We start from the raw sequence: 16,415 nt of genomic DNA on the forward strand, positions 1-16,415 counted from the left end.
TTGGAACATCGACGCGCACGTCAATTAACACGAGGTCAGGTAATGTTTCAGCGCTAGGCCGCCAAACCGGCGCCTAGCCACACGATGCTGGGCGAATGCGTGGTGGTCCATCCGACCACACGCCGGAGTCGGGTCGCTGACATGGCGAACACTCCCCGGGGAGCGAGAGGACAGTTCATGGAGAGTCGAGTACTCGGCCGCTGGGGCGCAGGGGCAGTCGCCCTCGCGCTCGCCCTGACCGCGTGCGGTGGCAGCAGCGGGGACAAGGGCGGCTCTGCGTCTGCGTCGAGCGGCACCAGCGGCAGCACGGCTGCCGCTCCGGCGAAGGACGGCGGTGTCGTCTCCATCAACCTGAGCGAGCCGCAGTTCCTCAGCCCGGGCCAGGTCAACGAGACCAACGGCTCCGAGGTCCTGGACGCGCTCTTCACCGGTCTGGTCAAGTACGACCAGGACAACAAGGCGGTCCTCACCGACCTCGCCGACTCGATCGAGTCCACGGACAACAAGACGTGGGACATCAAGATCAAGCCGGGCTGGACCTTCCACGACGGCACCCCGGTGACCGCGAAGTCGTTCGTCGACGCGTGGAACTGGGCGGCCTACGGCCCCAACGGCGCGCTGAACGCCTACTTCTTCGGCCCTGACGCCGTCGGCATCCAGGGCTACGACGACCTCCAGCCGGCCAAGGAGGGCGCGACGCCCAAGGCCAAGGAGATGTCCGGGCTCAAGGTCGTCAGCGACACCGAGTTCACGGTCACGCTGGTCAAGCCCAGCAACGTCTTCAAGACCGCTCTCGGCTACACCGCGTTCTACCCGCTGCCCCAGGCCTTCTTCACCGAGGGTGAGAAGAAGTTCCAGGAGGCGCCGATCGGCAACGGCCCGTTCAAGATGAGCGGCTCGTGGGTGCACAACCAGCTCATCAAGGTCGTCCGCTACGACCAGTACGCCGGCGCCACCAAGCCGCACGTCGCCGAGATCGACTACAAGATGTACAAGGCGGCGGAGACGGCCTACAACGACCTCACCGCGGGCAGCCTGGACATCCTGACCCAGATCCCGCCGAGCGACCTGACCCGCGCCAAGAGCGACCTGGGCGACGGCTACCAGGAGGACCCGTCCTCCTACTACGCCTTCCTCGGGTTCCCGACCTTCGACCCGATGTACCAGGACATCAACGTCCGCAAGGCGATCTCGATGTCGATCGACCGTGCGACCATCGGCAAGACGGTCTTCCAGGGCACCCGCGTCCCGGCCGACGACTTCGTCGCCCCGGTCATCCCCGGCTACCGCCAGGGCGCCTGCGGCGAGCTGTGCACCTACGACCCGGCGAAGGCCAAGCAGTACTGGGCGGCGGCCAAGAACAAGCCGACCTCGGTCACGCTGACCTACAACGCCGACGGTGGCCACAAGGAGTGGATCGACGCGTCCTGCAACTTCGTCAAGAAGTCGCTCGGCGTCGGCTGCGTGGGCAAGCCCGCCCCTGACTTCGCCACGCTGCTGAACAACCTGGACAAGGCCAAGAAGACCAAGGCCTCGTTCGGCGCCTTCCGCCTCGGCTGGATCATGGACTACCCGTCCGCGCAGGACTACCTCGGCCCGCTCTACAGCTCCAAGGGCTCGAGCAACTACTACGGCTACAACAACCCCGCCTTCGACGCGCTCGTCAACAAGGGCACGCAGGAGACCAGCGACGACGCCGCCATCAAGGACTGGCAGGACGCCGGCGACATCCTGGCCAAGGACGCCCCGATCGCCCCGATGTTCTTCGGTGCGAGCCAGGTCGGCTTCGACACCAGCAAGGTCGCGAACGTCCGCGTCGACCCGTACCAGAAGGTCGACAAGTTCGCCCTGACGGTCAAGTAGGCGCCCGGCTCGGGGGCGGACAGGCGAGTCTTGTCCGCCCCCGAGCCGCGTCCGTGGGTGCAGTCGTCTTCTCGGAGGCGTCCGGTCAGGGGTCGCTCCGGCGGCCCGCTCAACGAGGAGGTGGCCGATGGGGCGCTACACAGCCCGTCGGCTCTTGCAGATCATCCCGGTGCTCTTCGGCACCACGCTGCTGATCTTCGCCATGGTCTACGCGCTGCCCGGTGACAAGGTCCAGCGCATCTCGGGCGAGAAGAAGCCTGACCCCGCGCGGGTGCTCTACCTGCGCCACAAGTACAACCTCGACGACCCGCTCGTCGTCCAGTACGGCAAGTACGTCGGCAAGCTGGCCAGCGGCGACTTCGGCGAGACCCGCAACCAGCGCCCGGTGACCGACCTCCTCAAGGAGGAGTACCCCGTCTCGCTGAAGCTGGGCCTGGTCGGCATCCTCTTCGAGGCGGCCATCGGGCTCGGGGTCGGCATCATCGCCGGGCTCAAGCGCAACGGGCTCTTCGACCGCACGGTGCTGATCACCACGCTGGTGCTGGTCTCGATCCCCTCCTTCGTCATCTGCTTCGTCCTGCAGCTGCTCGTGGGCGTGAAGTGGCGCGGGTTCTTCCACCTGCCGGTGTCCGGCATCCGCGACGGGTTCCCCGAGGCGTTCATCCTGCCGGGCTTCTGCGTCTCGCTGCTGGGCCTGGCGGTGCTCTCCCGGCTCACGCGCACGACGCTGATCGAGAACCTGCGCTCGGACTACGTGCGCACGGCGGTCGCCAAGGGCGTGCCGCGACGGCGCATCATCACCGTGCACACGCTGCGCAACACGATGATCCCGATCATCACCCAGATCGGGGCGGACCTGTCCTCGATCATGGGCACCGCGGTCGTCACCGAGACCGTGTTCAACCTGCCGGGGGTCGGGCAGCAGATGGCCCAGTCCGTTCGCGCCGCCGACGCCCCGGTGATCGTGGGCATCGTGACCCTGCTCGTGCTCATCTACGCCTTCCTGAACCTCGTCATCGACCTGATGTACGCGGTGCTGGACCCGAGGATCCGCTATGACTGACATCGACAGGCACGCGATCGGCTCGGACGGCAGCGCCGTCGTCACGCCGGGCGCGGTGCAGGGCACCACGACCCTGGGCACCCCGGGCGGCGACGTGGGCCAGGGCCAGCCCGTGGCCGAGCGCCACGGCAGCCTCTGGGGCGACGCCTGGCGCGAGCTGCGCCGCAGCGTCACGTTCTGGATCTCGCTGACCATGATCGCGGTGTTCCTCGTCATGGCGGTGTTCCCCGGGCTGTTCACCTCGCACAACCCCTACGCGCTCGACGGCTCGTGGGAGTGCGACCTGAGCAACTCGCTGCGCGGGGCCTCCGGCGGGCACCCCATGGGCTACGACTTCCAGGGCTGCGACGTGTGGTCGCTGACCGCGTACGGCGCGCGCGCCTCGATCTCGGTCGGCTTCATCGTCACGATCCTGTCGACGATCATCGGCGGCACGCTCGGCATCGTGGCCGGCTACTACGGCGGCTGGGTCGACGGCGTGATCTCGCGCATCATCGACATCTTCTTCGGCCTGCCCTACGTGCTGGGCGGCCTGGTCATCCTCACGCTGGTGCAGCGCCCGGGCATCCAGGGCGTCGTGCTGGCGCTGACGGTGCTCGGCTGGGTCGGCATCGCGCGCATCGCCCGCTCGTCGGTCATCTCGATCCGCGACGCCGACTTCGTGGTCGCGGCGCGGGCGGTCGGCGCGCGCACCCCCCGCATCCTGCTCAAGCACATCCTGCCGAACTCGCTGGCGCCCCTGATCGTCGTCTCGACGGTCGGTCTCGGCGCCGTCGTGGCGAGCGAGGCGACGTTCTCGTTCCTGGGCATCGGCGTCCAGCCGCCGACCACGTCGTGGGGCCTGCAGATCTCCGACGCGTCGAGCCACTTCATCGGTGGCGAGCACGCGCTGCTCTGGCCCTCGGCGACCCTGACGGTCGCGGTGCTCAGCTTCATCCTGCTCGGCGACGCCGTCCGCGAGGCGCTCGACCCGAAACTGCGCTGACGGAAGGCACGATGACCACCTCCTACCTCGCGAGCTCCGACGACAAGACGGCAGCCGAGGACCCCGGCGCCCCGCTGCTCGAGCTCGAGGACCTGCACGTCGAGTTCCGCACCCGCGAGGGCGTGGCCCGCGCCGTCAACGGCGTGAGCTACACCGTCGAGGCCGGCAAGACGCTGGCCGTGCTCGGCGAGTCCGGGTCCGGCAAGAGCGTGACCGCCCAGGCGATCATGGGCATCCTCGACACCCCGCCCGCCTTCATCCCCAAGGGCGAGGTCCGCTTCAAGGGCCGCAACCTGCTCAGGATGCCCGAGCGCGAGCGCCGCACCTACCGCGGGCGGCGCATCGCCATGGTGTTCCAGGACGCCCTCTCGGCGCTCAACCCGGTTTTCCCGGTGGGCGACCAGATCGGCGAGATGTTCCGGGTGCACGAGGGGCTGTCCAAGCGGGCGGCCCGCGCGAAGGCGATCGACGCGATGGACGCCGTGCGCATCCCCGCGGCCCGCCAGCGCGTGGGCGACTACCCGCACCAGTTCTCGGGCGGCATGCGCCAGCGCATCATGATCGCTATGGCCATCGCCCTCAACCCCGAGGTGCTCATCGCCGACGAGCCGACCACGGCGCTCGACGTGACCGTGCAGGCCCAGATCATGGACCTGCTCGGAGAGCTCCAGCGCGAGCGCAACATGGGCATGATCCTCATCACCCACGACCTCGGCGTGGTCGCCGACGTCGCGGACCGGATCGCGGTGATGTACGCCGGGCGCATCGTGGAGGAGGCGTCGGTCTTCGACATCTACAGCCGGCCGGCGCACCCCTACACCAAGGGCCTGCTCGAGTCGGTGCCGCGCGTGGACGAGAAGAACCAGCGGCTGCGTGCCGTCGAGGGCCTGCCGCCGAACCTCATGCGCATCCCCTCGGGGTGCCCGTTCCACCCGCGCTGCCCCTACAAGCAGGAGCCGGTCTGCACGACCGAGCGCCCGCCGCTCTACCAGATCGGCCCCGGCACCGGTGCCGCCTGCCACTTCTGGGAGGACGTGCGCGCCGAGTCGCAGGCCGAGTTCGCGATGCACAAGGAGGGTGGCTCGCATGCCATCGACTGAGCCGGTCCTCGAGGTCCGCGACCTCGTCAAGCACTTCCCGCTCACCCAGGGCGTGCTGCTCAAGCGCCAGATCGGCGCCGTGCGCGCGGTCGACGGCGTCAGCTTCGACCTCAACAAGGGCGAGGCGCTCGGCGTCGTCGGCGAGTCCGGCTGCGGCAAGTCGACGCTGGCCAAGCTGCTGATGTCGCTCGAGAAGCCGACCTCCGGCTCGGTCAAGTGGCGCGGCAAGGACATCTTCAAGCTGCGCGGTCGCGAGTTCCGCGAGATGCGCCGCAGCATCCAGATGGTCATGCAGGACCCGTACTCCTCGCTCAACCCCCGCATGACGGTCGGCGACATCGTCGGCGAGCCGTTCGAGGTGCACAAGGAGGTCGCCCCCAAGGGCGACCGCCGCCGCCGGGTGCAGGAGCTGCTCGAGATGGTCGGGCTCAACCCCGAGCACATCAACCGCTACCCGCACCAGTTCTCGGGCGGCCAGCGCCAGCGCATCGGCATCGCCCGGGGGCTCGCCATGCGCCCCGACGTGATCATCTGCGACGAGCCGGTGTCGGCGCTCGACGTGTCGGTCCAGGCGCAGGTCATGAACCTGCTCGAGGACCTGCAGAAGGAGCTCGACCTCTCCTACGTGTTCATCGCCCACGACCTGTCGGTGGTCCGCCACATCTCCGACCGCGTGATGGTGATGTACCTCGGCTCGGTGGTCGAGATCGGCACCGACGAGGCGATCTACGAGCACCCCACCCACCCGTACACCCAGGCGCTGCTCTCCGCGGTGCCGGTGCCAGACCCCACCAAGCGCAACTCGCGCGAGCGGATCCTGCTCCAGGGCGACGTGCCGAGCCCGGCGAACCCGCCCTCGGGCTGCCGGTTCCGCACCCGCTGCTGGAAGGCGCAGGACGTCTGCGCCGAGGTGCCGCCGCCGCTCGTCGACCGCGCGGCGCACCCGCACCCCAGCGCGTGCCACTTCGCCGAGGAGAAGAGCGCCGAGCAGCTCGCCGGCTAGTGGGCCAGGTGCTGCTGCAGGAACTCCACCTGCAGCAGCGTGAGGTTCTCGGCCACGACCTCCTGCGGCGTCATGTGCGTGACGCCGGAGAGCGGCAGCACCGTGTGGGCGCGTCCGGCGGCGAGCAGCGCTGAGGAGAGCCGCAGCGTGTGAGCGACCACGACGTTGTCGTCCGACAGGCCGTGCACCAGCAGCAGCGGCCGGGTGAGCGCGCCGGCGTCGTCGAGCAGGCTGTTCGCCGCGTACCAGTCCGGGTGCTCCTCGGGCGTGCCGAGGTAGCGCTCGGTGTAGTGGGTGTCGTAGAGGCTCCAGTCGGTGACCGGCGCACCAGCCACCGCGGCCGCGAAGACGTCGGGCCGGCGCAGCACCGCGAGCGCGGCGAGGTAGCCGCCGAACGACCAGCCCCTGATCCCGACGCGCGAGGCGTCGAGGTCGTCGGGGTGGGCCTCGGCCGCCGCCTCGAGCGCGGCCACCTGGTCGTCGAGCACGGTCTGCGCCCAGCGCCCGCCGGCGATCTCGCGCTCGAAGCGGGGCCCGCGCCCGGGCGTGCCCCGGCCGTCGGCCACGACGACGGCGAAGCCCTGGTCGGCGAGCCACTGCGGCTCGAGCCACGCGGCCTGCGCGCCGGCCACCTCGCGGTGCCCCGGGCCGCCGTAGGGGTCCATCACCACGGGCAACCGGCCCGGGAAGCGGTCGCGGTCGCGCGGGAGGACCACCGCGGTGCGCAGCTGGTGCTCGCCGGCGCGCAGCAGCGCGACGGGTGCGGCGGCGAACGGCGGCTCGGCCGCCAGCGACGAGACGGGTACGCCCGTGCCGCCCGTCGCGGTGACGGTGACCCGGGTGCCCGCCTCCTCGAGGCCCATCGAGCTCAGCACCGTCGTCCCGCCGCTGCGCCGGGCGCCGTGCAGCCCGGTGCGCGGGCTCAGCGGCGCGACGGCTCCCGAGGCGGCGTCCCACTTCCACACGGCGACGTGCACCGCGTCCTCCGTCGCGCGGAACAGCACGCCCTGCTCGTCGGCCTGGGCGACGGACTCGACCTGCAGCCCGAGCGGCGTGACCGGCCGGCCCTCGACCGCCAGGCGGCGGGTGTCGCCGTCGTCGAGGGTGTGCACGAGCCGGCCGTCGGGGAGCTGGGCCGGCGTGCCGGGCACGAGCTCGACCCAGTGCTCGTCGGAGTCCTCGCGCAGCAGTCGCGTCGCGCCGGTCGCCGGGTCGACGGCCAGGGTCTGGGTGCGCCGCTGGTCGCGCGACTGCACGAGCAGCACCGGCTCGTGGAGGGTCCAGGTCACGGCGGCGAGGTAGGGGAACGCCCCGGCGTCCCAGGCGACCTCGGTGCGCGTGCCGTCGAGCCGGAGCAGCTCGAGCCCGACGAGGGCGTTGGGCGTGCCGGCCGCGGGGTAGCGCACGCGGTGCGGCTCGGTGCCCGGGCGCGCCGGGTCGGCGATCCACCAGCTCTGCACGGGCGACTCGTCGACCCGGGCGGCGAGCACGGCGTCCGAGGCCGGCGACCACCAGGCGCCGCGGTAGCGGTGCATCTCCTCGGCGGCGACGAAGTCGGCCAGCCCCCAGGTCACGTCGTCGCCGTCGGGCTCGGCGAGCACGCGGTCGGCACCCGTCGCCGGGTCGACGACGTGGAGGGCGCCGCCCACGACGTAGGAGACGAGGGAGCCGTCGGGGGAGGGGCGCGGGTCGATCGCGGGTCCCGGGCACTCGACGAGGGCGGCGGTGCCGTCCTCGAGGTCGGCGACGACGACCCGGCCGCCGAGCGCGAGCGCGGCCGTGGAGCCGGAGCGCGACACCGCGTACGCCGTCACGCCGCCCGCGCCCTCGCGCAGCCGCTCGCGCCGCGCCCGTTCCTCCGGCGGGAGGTCCTCCTCGTCGCCGCCGAGCAGCGCCGCGGGGTCGACGACGAGGGTCTCGGCGCCGGTGGCGACGTCGAGGGTCCACAGCCGCCCGACGCGGTCGGTCGGCCCGCCCGAGCGCACGAAGGCGACGCGCGTGCCGTCCTCCGACACCGTCAGGTCGCGCGGGGCGCCGAGCCGGAAGCGCTGGGTGCGGGCCGAGAGGCGCGGGAAGGAGTCGACGTCGCTCATGCACAGCATCCAACCAGGGGACCGTGCACCGCGGCCGGCGCGGCGTAGGGTCGGGCCCCATGACGACTGGCACCCCCGAGGACGGCCCCTTCGCCGAGGAGCGCTCCGCGCTCGACGAGGCGGCCGCCGTGGTCGAGTCGGCCGAGCTGACCGCCGAGGCCGAGCAGGAGATGGCGGTCCTCGACCAGCGCCGCCGCATCCTGTTCGTGCACGCCCACCCGGACGACGAGACGATCAACAACGGCGTGACGATGGCGATGTACGCCGCGGCCAACGCCCACGTCACGCTGCTCACCTGCACCCTCGGCGAGGAGGGCGAGGTGCTCGTCCCCGAGCTCGAGCACCTGGCCGCCGACCGGGACGACGCCCTGGGCCAGCACCGCGTCGGCGAGCTCGCCGCCGCCATGGAGGCGCTCGGCGTCACCGACTCGCGCTTCCTCGGCGGCCCGGGCCGCTTCCGCGACTCGGGGATGATGGGCCTGCCGACCAACGACCGCCCCGACTGCTTCTGGCAGGCCGACCTCGAGCAGGCGGCGGGGCTGGTCGCCGAGGTCGTGCGGGAGGCGCGCCCCCAGGTCGTCGTCACCTACGACGAGAACGGCGGCTACGGCCACCCCGACCACATCCAGGCCCACCGCGCCGCCATGCGCGGCGTCGAGCTCGCCGAGGACGAGGGCTTCACCGACGCCGGGGCGCGAGAGCCGTGGTCGGTCAGCAAGGTCTACTGGTGCGCCAACCCCGAGTCGCGCATGCGCGAGGGCCTCCGGGCGCTGCGCGCTGCCGGCGACTCGACGAGCTTCGAGGGGCTCGACCCCGAGGGTCCGCTGCCCTACACCGTGCCCGACGAGCGGGTCACCGCCGTCATCGACGGCACCGGCCACGTCGCCGCCAAGCTGTCGGCCATGCGGGCCCACGCGACCCAGATCACCGTCGACGGGCCGTTCTTCGCGCTGTCCAACAACCTGGGCGACCAGGTGTGGGCGCTCGAGCACTACACGCTGGTCCGCGGCAGCGCCGGCGAGACCGACCCCGAGACCGGCTGGGAGACCGACCTGTTCTCCGGCCTCGGGGTCTGACGCCGCTCAGCGGAGGGGCATCCGTCAGCAGCTGGTGCCGGTGCCCCAGACCCCCGAGCGGTCGCCCGGGACGTTGCCCTGCGTCCAGAAGCGCGCGGTCCAGCGCCGCCCGCCGTAGGTCACGGAGCCGCCGCCGTTGTAGGCGGTGGCGGCTGACCACGCCGGCAGCGCGCTGCACGCCGCGGTGGTCGTCGCCGAGGCGGCTGCCGGGGCGGTGCCCTCGGCGGGCTGGAACAGCTTGTCCGACCAGTAGCGCCCGGACCACGAGCGCCCGGACCACGAGCGGCCCGACCACGAGCGCCCCGACCACGAGCGCCCCGACCAGGTGCCGGCGGTCGTGCCCGACCAGAAGGCGGCCGGCAGCGACAGGCGGCCCCAGCTGAGCTCGGCGCCCTGCACGCCGTCGGTGTAGGTCCAGAACGCGGTGGCGTAGGCCCCGAGCGCCTCCGGGCTGATCTGCCCCGAGGCCACGGCTGCGAGCTGCGCCGAGGTCACCGCGCCGCCGAACACGTCCTTCTCGCCGGTGAGCGGCACGCCGTCGAGGACGAGCACCTGGCTGCCGCGCGAGGCGTCGAGCGAGCCGAGCCCCGTGCCGGCCGGAGCGGTCGGCACCGAGGCCGGGACGGGCGTGACCATCGCCTTGGCGAGGTCGAGGCGCCCGGCGCCCTGCTCCGCGGCGCTCGCGCCCGCGATCGGGGCCGCGCTGGCGCGCAGGACGGCCTTGAGCTGGTCCGGCGTCAGGCTCGGGCGCTGCTGGAGCAGCAGCGCCGCCGCACCGCTGACGACAGCGGCGGCCTGGCTGGTGCCGGTGCCGCGCAGCCAGCGGGAGCCGCCCGCGCCGGTCTCGCCGTCGATGACCGAGCCGGGCACCCGCAGCCCGACGATCCCCGTGCCGGGCGCGACCAGATCAGGGTTGCGCACGCCGTTGCCGCGGCTGGAGTAGCTGGCCACGACGTCGTCGGCCGGCCCGGTCGTGCCGCGGGGGTCGGTCGCGCCGACCGCCAGCACCGACGGGTCGTAGGCCGGGTCGTCGAGGCCCACGCCACCGGTGTTGCCGGCGGCCGCGACCACGACGACGCCCTTGCGCGACGCGCTCTCGGCGGCGAAGGCCAGCGGGTCGAGCTGCCACGGCTGGGTGGTGTCGGTGCCGAACGAGAGGTTGATGACCCGCAGGTTCAGGTGGTTCGAGCGGTTGACGACCGCCCAGTCGATGGCCGCGACCACCTGCGACACGTCGACCCCGCCGTTGACGTCGCCGACCTTGATGCTCGCGACGCGGGCGTCCGGCGCGATGCCGGTCTCCGTGGCGCTGCTCGTCCGGGCGTCGGAGGTGGTGTCCTCGCCGGCGATGATGCTGGCCAGGTGGGTGCCGTGCCCGTACTCGTCGATGCGCCCGTTCTTCGGGTCCTGCGCGTCGAACGAGAGGTCCGGGCCGACCACGAGGCGCGGGCCGCCCGGCAGCGGGGTCACGCCCGAGTCGATGACCGCGACGTCGACGCCGTCGCCGGTGAAGCCGGCCTTCCACATCGCGCGGGCCCCCACGGCCGTCGACACGTTGAAGGGGCTGCCCGGGTCGGTCGCGGGGGTGTAGGCCGCGCCCGAGAGGTGCACCGTCGAGTCGAGGGTGATGCTGCGGACGGTGCCCGTGGTCTCGAGCGCCGCGACCTGCGCAGCGTCGGCACGCAGCACGACCTGGCCGATGCCTGGGAGCTCCCGCACGACGCTGGCGCCGCTCGCGCGCACGGCGGCGGAGGTCTCGGCGACGGGGCCGGTGGCCAGCGCGAGCCAGGTACGCGTCGGGCCGGCGCCCGTGGCCGGCTGCTCCTGGGCGCTCGCGGTGCCGGCCGCGGCGCAGCCGAGCCCGAGGACGACCAGGGCCGCGGCTGCACGCCGTCGGGTCGAGCGCGTCATCGATACTCTCCGTACGTCATCGGTTGCTGTGTGACACGAGAACCGTACGGGCGGTCGGACGGCCGGTACTGCCCCTCGGGGGCAATACCGCCCGCCCGGCCGGTCCCAGACCTGGCCGGGACCTTCGGCCCGGTCGCTCGGCGCACCGCCGACCGGGTGAGCCACCGACCCACGATCGGGTCGTTTCGGACACGGGCGCTTCCCCGGGGGCCGGGCAGCGCTGAGTATGGGCCGAGCGGGTGCACCGAGGGGTGGGGGAGCAGTGGCGATGCGGAGCGCAGACCGAGGGGTCGCGACAGGCAGTCGGAGCGTCCAGGCGCCGGGGCTCGGCGGGCTGGCGCCGTTGATGGGCTCCGGCCAGGCCGACGTGGCGCGCGACCGGGAGCGCAAGCGGCGCGGACGCGTACGCCGCCTCGCCGCGCTGGTCGCCCTCGCCGCCGTATGGGTGCTCTGGCGGGTGGTCAGCGGCGCGCCCGTCGTGCCCAGCCCCCCGACGGTCGACCCGCTGACCCTCATGGCCGGCGTCTTCTTCCTCATGCTGATGGGCGTCCTGGTCGCCCAGATGGTGATGACCGGGCGCAGCCCGCACGTCGTCTACCGGCCCGAGCAGCTCGACGTGCGCCTCGCCGACGTCGTGGGCATCGACCCGGTCAAGGACGAGGTCGTCCGCTCGCTCCAGCTCTTCCTCGCCCACAAGGAGTTCGCCTCCGAGATGGGCGGCCGCCCCCGGCGCGGCCTGCTCTTCGAGGGCCCGCCCGGCACGGGCAAGACCCACACCGCCAAGGCGCTCGCGGCAGAGGCCGGCGTGCCGTTCCTCTTCGCCACCGGCACGTCCTTCGCCTCGCCGATGCAGGGGGCGTCGCAGCGCAAGGTGCGTCAGTACTTCAAGGCCCTGCGCAAGGCCGCACTGGCGCACGGCGGAGCCGTCGGCTTCATCGACGAGCTCGACGCCATCGGTGCCGCCCGGTCAGGGGTTGCTGCCGCCACCAGCGCGTCGCCCTCGAGCGCGCTGTGCTGCGGCGGGCTCGAAGGACTGCCGGGGGAGCGTGGCACCACTGCGTACCAGTCTGAGGTGCACGGCTTCACGGGCAGCGGCGACGCGCACACGATCGTCAACGAGCTGCTCGTGCAGATGCAGTCGTTCGACGAGCCCACGGGTACGCAGAAGCTGCTGGGCCGCCTGGTCGACGCGCTCAACGCGCTGCTGCCGGCGTCGCGGCGCGTACGCCTGCGGCCGGCCGAGCGCCCCAACGTCCTCCTCGTCGCCTCGACGAACCGCGCCGACGCGCTCGATCCCGCACTGGTACGCCGTGGCCGCTTCGACCAGCGGCTGACCTTCGACGTGCCGGCCAAGAAGGGCCGGCGCGACCTGGTCGACCACTTCCTGCGCACCAAGGCGCACACCGAGGAGCTGGCCACCGACGAGCGCCGCGACGCCCTCGCCGCGGTGACCAACGGCTACAGCCCCGCAGTGCTCGAGGGCCTGCTCGACGAGGCGCTCGTGCAGGCCGTCCAGGACGGCCGGCGGGCGATGACGTGGGTCGACGTGGAGCGGGCGCGCATGCTGGTCGAGGTCGGCGTCGCGCAGCCGGTCGACTACACCGAGGCCGAGGCGCGCCTGATCGCCACCCACGAGGCCGGCCACGCAGTCACCGCCTGGCTGGTGGCGCCGCAGCGCCGGCTCGAGATCCTCACGATCGTCAAGCGCCGCAGCGCGCTCGGCCTGCTCGCCCACGGCGACCGCGAGGACGTCTACACCCGCTCGAAGGCCGAGCTGACCGGCCTGGTGCAGATCGCGCTCGGCGGCCAGGTGGCCGAGGAGCTCTTCGTCGGCGACGTGTCGACGGGCCCGGCGAGCGACCTGGCCTACGCGACCGGGGTCGCGGCGCAGATGGTCGGCTCAGCCGGCATGACCGGCTCGCTGGTGTCCTACGCCGCCGTGCAGCCGGGTGCCCTCGGCGACGGCGGGCTGGTGGGCCGGGTGCTGGGCGACAGCGCAGGGCGTGACGCGGTCGAGCAGCTGCTCCAGGACCAGAAGGCCGTCGTCCGCACCCTGCTCGGGGCCAACCGGCACCTCGTCGCCGCCCTGCGCGACGCGCTGCTCGAGCACCACGAGCTGGTCGGGAGCGCCATCACCGACGTGCTCGAGGCTGCTGCCCGCGAGGTGGTCGTCGACCTGCGGGAGCAGCCGGCGCCCGTCGTCCTGGAGTCCTGAGCAGCCGCCTGGCCCTAGGCTCGCCCGCGTGAGGTCCTCGGTGGCGCGCTCGGTGGCCGGGCCCGTGCTCGCCCTGCTGCTGGGCCTGCTCGTCGGCGCGGTCGGCTCGTTCGCGCAGGAGGTGCGCGCCGGGCGGGTGCCTGCCGGGCTGCTGCTGGCGCTGCTGGCCAGCGCGGTCGCCGTGGCGCTGGCCAGTGCGCTGGGCACCTCGCGCCTGCTGCCGGTGGCGGCGACGGTCGGGTGGCTCGTGGCGGTCGTGCCGCTGTCGGGCCGCCGCCCCGAGGGCGACCTCGTGGTGAGCGGCGACACCACCGGCTACGTCTGGGCCTACGGCGGGATGGCGCTGGTCGCCTGCACGTGCCTGGCGTGCATCGCGCTCGCCGCCTCGCGGGAGGGCCGCCGGTGAGCGCCGTGCCCGAGGTGGACGAGGACGACTTCCGCCGCGCGATGGCGCGCTTCGTCACCGGCGTGTGCGTGGTGACGACGACCGCGGGCGGCCAGGACTACGCGATGACGGTGAACACGCTCACCTCGGTCTCGCTCGACCCGCTGATCGTGCTGGTGTGCCTCGACGTCGACGCGCGCGTCACCGAGGCCGTCGCGGAGAGCGGCGTGTGGGGCGTCAGCGTCCTGCCCGTCACCGAGCGGGCGGCCGCCGCGTGGCTGGCCCAGAACGGCCGGCCGCTCCAGGGCCAGCTCGACCGGGTGGCGCTGTCGCGCGGACCCGCCACAGGCGTACCCCTGCTGGTCGCAGCGCTCTCGACGATCGAGTGCGCGACGGTCCAGACGCACCGCGCCGGCGACCACGACGTCGTCGTGGGGGAGGTCCGCTCGGTCGGCGCGCCGGCCCCGCAGGCCGAGCCGCTGCTGTGGTTCCGGGGCGGCTACACCTCGCTGCGGCACCCGACGGGGAGGTAGGCGCGCGCCCGGCGAGGGCGACGGGGATACTGTTCCGCGTCGGGTGCGCGAGGTCGTGCACCGCGGTGCGAGGAGGAGAGCGAACCCGTGACCTACGTCATCGCCCAGCCCTGTGTGGACGTCAAGGACAAGGCCTGCATCGAGGAGTGCCCTGTCGACTGCATCTACGAGGGCGAGCGGATGCTCTACATCCACCCTGACGAGTGCGTCGACTGCGGTGCGTGCGAGCCGGTCTGCCCGGTCGAGGCGATCTTCTACGAGGACGACGTGCCCGAGCAGTGGAAGGACTTCCACAAGGCCAACGTCGAGTTCTTCAACGACCTCGGCTCGCCCGGCGGCGCCAGCAAGCTCGGCCTGATCGAGAAGGACCACCCGCTCGTCTCGGCGCTGCCGCCGCAGACCGAGGAGTGAGCGGGACGCGGCTCCCGGGTCCCCGGGGCCCGTCGCTCCCGGACTTCCCGTGGGACCGCCTGGCGCCCTACAAGGCCGTCGCCGCCGAGGCCGGCGGGCCGCGCGGCGGGCTGGTCGACCTCTCGGTCGGCACGCCCGTCGACCCCGTGCCCGCGGCCGTCCAGGCGGCGCTGGCCGCGGCCTCCGACAGCCCGGGCTACCCGACCACGCACGGCACGCCCGCGCTGCGCGAGGCGGCAGCCGGCTGGTTCGACCGCACCCTCGGGGTGACGGTCGCGCCCGCCGACGTGCTGCCCACGGTGGGCAGCAAGGAGCTGGTCGCCTGGCTCCCGACGCTGCTCGGCGTCGGTGCGGGCGACACGGTGGTCGTCCCGGCGGTCGCCTACCCGACCTACGCGGTCGGCGCCCTGCTCGCCGGCGCCCACACGCTGGCCACCGACTCGCTCACGGCGATCGGGCCCGAGCGGGTCTCGATGCTCTGGCTCAACTCGCCCTCCAACCCCACCGGTCGCGTGCTGCCGGTCGAGCACCTGCGCAAGGTCGTCGACTGGGCGCGCGAGCGCGGCGTCGTGGTCGTCTCCGACGAGTGCTACGTCGAGCTGTCGTGGGACCCCTCGCGCCAGCCGGTCTCGGTGCTCCACCCCGACGTCTCCGGCGGCTCCCACGAGGGGCTGCTCGCGGTCCACTCGCTGAGCAAGCGCAGCAACCTCGCGGGCTACCGCGCGGGGCTGGTCACCGGTGACCCGGCCCTGGTCGCGGGCCTGCTCGAGGTGCGCAAGCACGCCGGCATGATCGTGCCCGCACCGGTGCAGGCGGCGATGACCGTCGCGCTCGCCGACGACGAGCACGTGCGCGAGCAGCACGCCCGCTACGCCGCCCGCCGCACCACGTTGCTCGAGTCCCTGCTCGGCAGCGGGTTCACCGTCGAGCACTCCGAGGCCGGGCTCTACCTCTGGGCCAGCCGCGACGAGCCCTGCTGGGACACCGTGCGCGCCTGCGCCGAGCGTGGGGTGCTGGTCACCCCCGGCGACTTCTACGGCAGCGCAGGGGCGCGCCACGTACGCGTCGCGCTGACCGCCACCGACGCCGACGTCGCGCGCGCCGCAGCAGCGCTCGCCGGGCTCTAGGGTCGGGGCGGTTTCGCGTCGTGGGCGGAGTGAAGGACCTCGCCGACAGGCTGCTCAACGTCGCGCCAGGCTGGGTCTACCTCATCGTGACGCTCGTCGTCTTCGCCGAGGACGCGTTCTTCCTCGGCTTCGTGCTGCCCGGCGAGACCGTGGCGGTGCTCGGCGGGGTGGCCGCGTCGCAGGGCCACGTGTCCTTCCCGGTGATGCTCGTGCTGGTCGTGCTGGCGGCGATCGTCGGCGACAGCGTCGGCTACGAGCTCGGGCGCATCCTCGGGCCGCGGATGCTGCGCAACCGGCTGCTGGCCGGGCGCCGCGAGCAGCTCGAGGCCGCACAGCGCTTCCTCGCCCGCCGGGGCGGCATGGCGGTGCTCCTCGGGCGGTGGGTCGCCTTCTTCCGCGCGGTGATGCCGGCCCTCGCGGGCTGCGCCGAGATGCACTACCGCAAGTTCCTCGTCTACAACGCCCTGGGCGGCGTCATCTGGGGCTCGATCGTGGTGACGGTCGGCTACGTCGCCGGAGACTCCTACAAGCGGGTCGAGGCGCAGCTCGGCCGGGGCGTCGCGGCCGCGGCGGCCGTCGTGGTCGTGGGACTGCTCCTCGCCTGGCACGTGCACCGGCGTCGGGCCGAGAAGTCCTGACACCTACGCTTG

General features: G+C 72.9%; 14 protein-coding genes. 12 read left to right on the plus strand and 2 right to left on the minus strand.

Annotated elements, in window-relative coordinates; translation table 11 throughout:
• Window positions 1-177 precede the first annotated feature (177 nt).
• The 5 genes from CLV35_RS13135 (at window position 178) to CLV35_RS13155 (ending at window position 6,014) form a co-directional block, all read left to right on the plus strand.
• Window positions 178-1,863 (plus strand): peptide ABC transporter substrate-binding protein, encoded by a 1,686-nt coding sequence (locus CLV35_RS13135; protein WP_121193966.1) that lies wholly within the window; start codon window positions 178-180, stop codon window positions 1,861-1,863.
• A gap of 127 nt (window positions 1,864-1,990) precedes the next feature.
• Window positions 1,991-2,926, plus strand: a complete 936-nt coding sequence (locus CLV35_RS13140) for an ABC transporter permease (protein WP_121193967.1) — start codon at window positions 1,991-1,993, stop codon at window positions 2,924-2,926.
• The gene (locus tag CLV35_RS13145; RefSeq protein ID WP_121193968.1) at window positions 2,919-3,911 is read left to right on the plus strand and encodes an ABC transporter permease; all 993 of its coding nucleotides are present in this window, start codon (window positions 2,919-2,921) and stop codon (window positions 3,909-3,911) included. Before CLV35_RS13140 ends, CLV35_RS13145 begins: the two co-directional genes overlap by 8 nt.
• 11 nt (window positions 3,912-3,922) lie before the next feature.
• A complete protein-coding gene (locus CLV35_RS13150; protein WP_121193969.1) occupies window positions 3,923-5,011 on the plus strand; it encodes an ABC transporter ATP-binding protein in 1,089 nt (362 codons plus the stop codon).
• Window positions 4,998-6,014, plus strand: coding sequence for an ABC transporter ATP-binding protein (locus tag CLV35_RS13155; protein ID WP_121193970.1), 1,017 nt, complete (start codon window positions 4,998-5,000; stop codon window positions 6,012-6,014). The genes CLV35_RS13150 and CLV35_RS13155 overlap by 14 nt, the downstream gene beginning before the upstream one ends.
• Here CLV35_RS13155 and CLV35_RS13160 read toward each other — a convergent pair.
• Window positions 6,011-8,107 carry a S9 family peptidase gene (locus tag CLV35_RS13160; RefSeq protein WP_121193971.1) on the minus strand — a complete coding sequence of 699 codons (2,097 nt, stop codon included), beginning with the start codon at window positions 8,105-8,107 and terminating at the stop codon, window positions 6,011-6,013. The genes CLV35_RS13155 and CLV35_RS13160 overlap by 4 nt on opposite strands.
• Before the next feature lie 170 nt (window positions 8,108-8,277).
• Between CLV35_RS13160 and mshB the strand changes: the two genes are divergently transcribed.
• Window positions 8,278-9,183, plus strand: a complete 906-nt coding sequence (mshB, locus tag CLV35_RS13165; RefSeq protein ID WP_121194312.1) for an N-acetyl-1-D-myo-inositol-2-amino-2-deoxy-alpha-D-glucopyranoside deacetylase — start codon at window positions 8,278-8,280, stop codon at window positions 9,181-9,183.
• A 24-nt stretch (window positions 9,184-9,207) separates the two neighbouring features.
• Here the strand turns inward: mshB and CLV35_RS13170 are convergent, their stop codons facing one another.
• Window positions 9,208-11,094, minus strand: a complete 1,887-nt coding sequence (locus tag CLV35_RS13170; protein WP_121193972.1) for a S8 family peptidase — start codon at window positions 11,092-11,094, stop codon at window positions 9,208-9,210.
• A gap of 268 nt (window positions 11,095-11,362) precedes the next feature.
• Between CLV35_RS13170 and CLV35_RS13175 the strand changes: the two genes are divergently transcribed.
• The 6 genes from CLV35_RS13175 (at window position 11,363) to CLV35_RS13200 (ending at window position 16,403) form a co-directional block, all read left to right on the plus strand.
• Window positions 11,363-13,309 carry an AAA family ATPase gene (locus CLV35_RS13175; RefSeq protein WP_231121787.1) on the plus strand — a complete coding sequence of 649 codons (1,947 nt, stop codon included), beginning with the start codon at window positions 11,363-11,365 and terminating at the stop codon, window positions 13,307-13,309.
• Between the two features lie 28 nt (window positions 13,310-13,337).
• Window positions 13,338-13,715, plus strand: a complete 378-nt coding sequence (locus CLV35_RS13180) for a DUF6113 family protein (RefSeq protein ID WP_147431965.1) — start codon at window positions 13,338-13,340, stop codon at window positions 13,713-13,715.
• Window positions 13,712-14,227 (plus strand): flavin reductase family protein, encoded by a 516-nt coding sequence (locus CLV35_RS13185; protein ID WP_231121788.1) that lies wholly within the window; start codon window positions 13,712-13,714, stop codon window positions 14,225-14,227. The genes CLV35_RS13180 and CLV35_RS13185 overlap by 4 nt, the downstream gene beginning before the upstream one ends.
• Window positions 14,228-14,314: 87 nt before the next feature.
• Window positions 14,315-14,638: a ferredoxin gene (fdxA, locus tag CLV35_RS20515; protein WP_121193975.1), complete on the plus strand. Its 324-nt coding sequence runs from the start codon at window positions 14,315-14,317 to the stop codon at window positions 14,636-14,638.
• Complete coding sequence (gene dapC / locus CLV35_RS13195; RefSeq protein ID WP_231121789.1) at window positions 14,635-15,765, plus strand: succinyldiaminopimelate transaminase; 1,131 nt, start codon at window positions 14,635-14,637, stop codon at window positions 15,763-15,765. The genes fdxA and dapC overlap by 4 nt, the downstream gene beginning before the upstream one ends.
• A 20-nt stretch (window positions 15,766-15,785) precedes the next feature.
• Window positions 15,786-16,403 (plus strand): DedA family protein, encoded by a 618-nt coding sequence (locus tag CLV35_RS13200; protein WP_231121790.1) that lies wholly within the window; start codon window positions 15,786-15,788, stop codon window positions 16,401-16,403.
• Window positions 16,404-16,415 lie beyond the last annotated feature (12 nt).

This window comes from Motilibacter peucedani (assembly GCF_003634695.1).
Lineage (GTDB): Bacteria > Actinomycetota > Actinomycetes > Motilibacterales > Motilibacteraceae > Motilibacter > Motilibacter peucedani.

Coding starts and splice junctions, on each gene's coding strand:
- CLV35_RS13155 (WP_121193970.1), top strand. CDS start 4,998: ATGCCATCGACTGAGCCGGTCCTCGAGGTCCGCGACCTCGTCAAGCAC.
- CLV35_RS13170 (WP_121193972.1), bottom strand. CDS start 11,094: ATGACGCGCTCGACCCGACGGCGTGCAGCCGCGGCCCTGGTCGTCCTC.
- CLV35_RS13145 (WP_121193968.1), top strand. CDS start 2,919: ATGACTGACATCGACAGGCACGCGATCGGCTCGGACGGCAGCGCCGTC.
- CLV35_RS13135 (WP_121193966.1), top strand. CDS start 178: ATGGAGAGTCGAGTACTCGGCCGCTGGGGCGCAGGGGCAGTCGCCCTC.
- CLV35_RS13160 (WP_121193971.1), bottom strand. CDS start 8,107: ATGAGCGACGTCGACTCCTTCCCGCGCCTCTCGGCCCGCACCCAGCGC.
- CLV35_RS13150 (WP_121193969.1), top strand. CDS start 3,923: ATGACCACCTCCTACCTCGCGAGCTCCGACGACAAGACGGCAGCCGAG.
- CLV35_RS13140 (WP_121193967.1), top strand. CDS start 1,991: ATGGGGCGCTACACAGCCCGTCGGCTCTTGCAGATCATCCCGGTGCTC.
- CLV35_RS13175 (WP_231121787.1), top strand. CDS start 11,363: ATGCGGAGCGCAGACCGAGGGGTCGCGACAGGCAGTCGGAGCGTCCAG.
- mshB (WP_121194312.1), top strand. CDS start 8,278: ATGGCGGTCCTCGACCAGCGCCGCCGCATCCTGTTCGTGCACGCCCAC.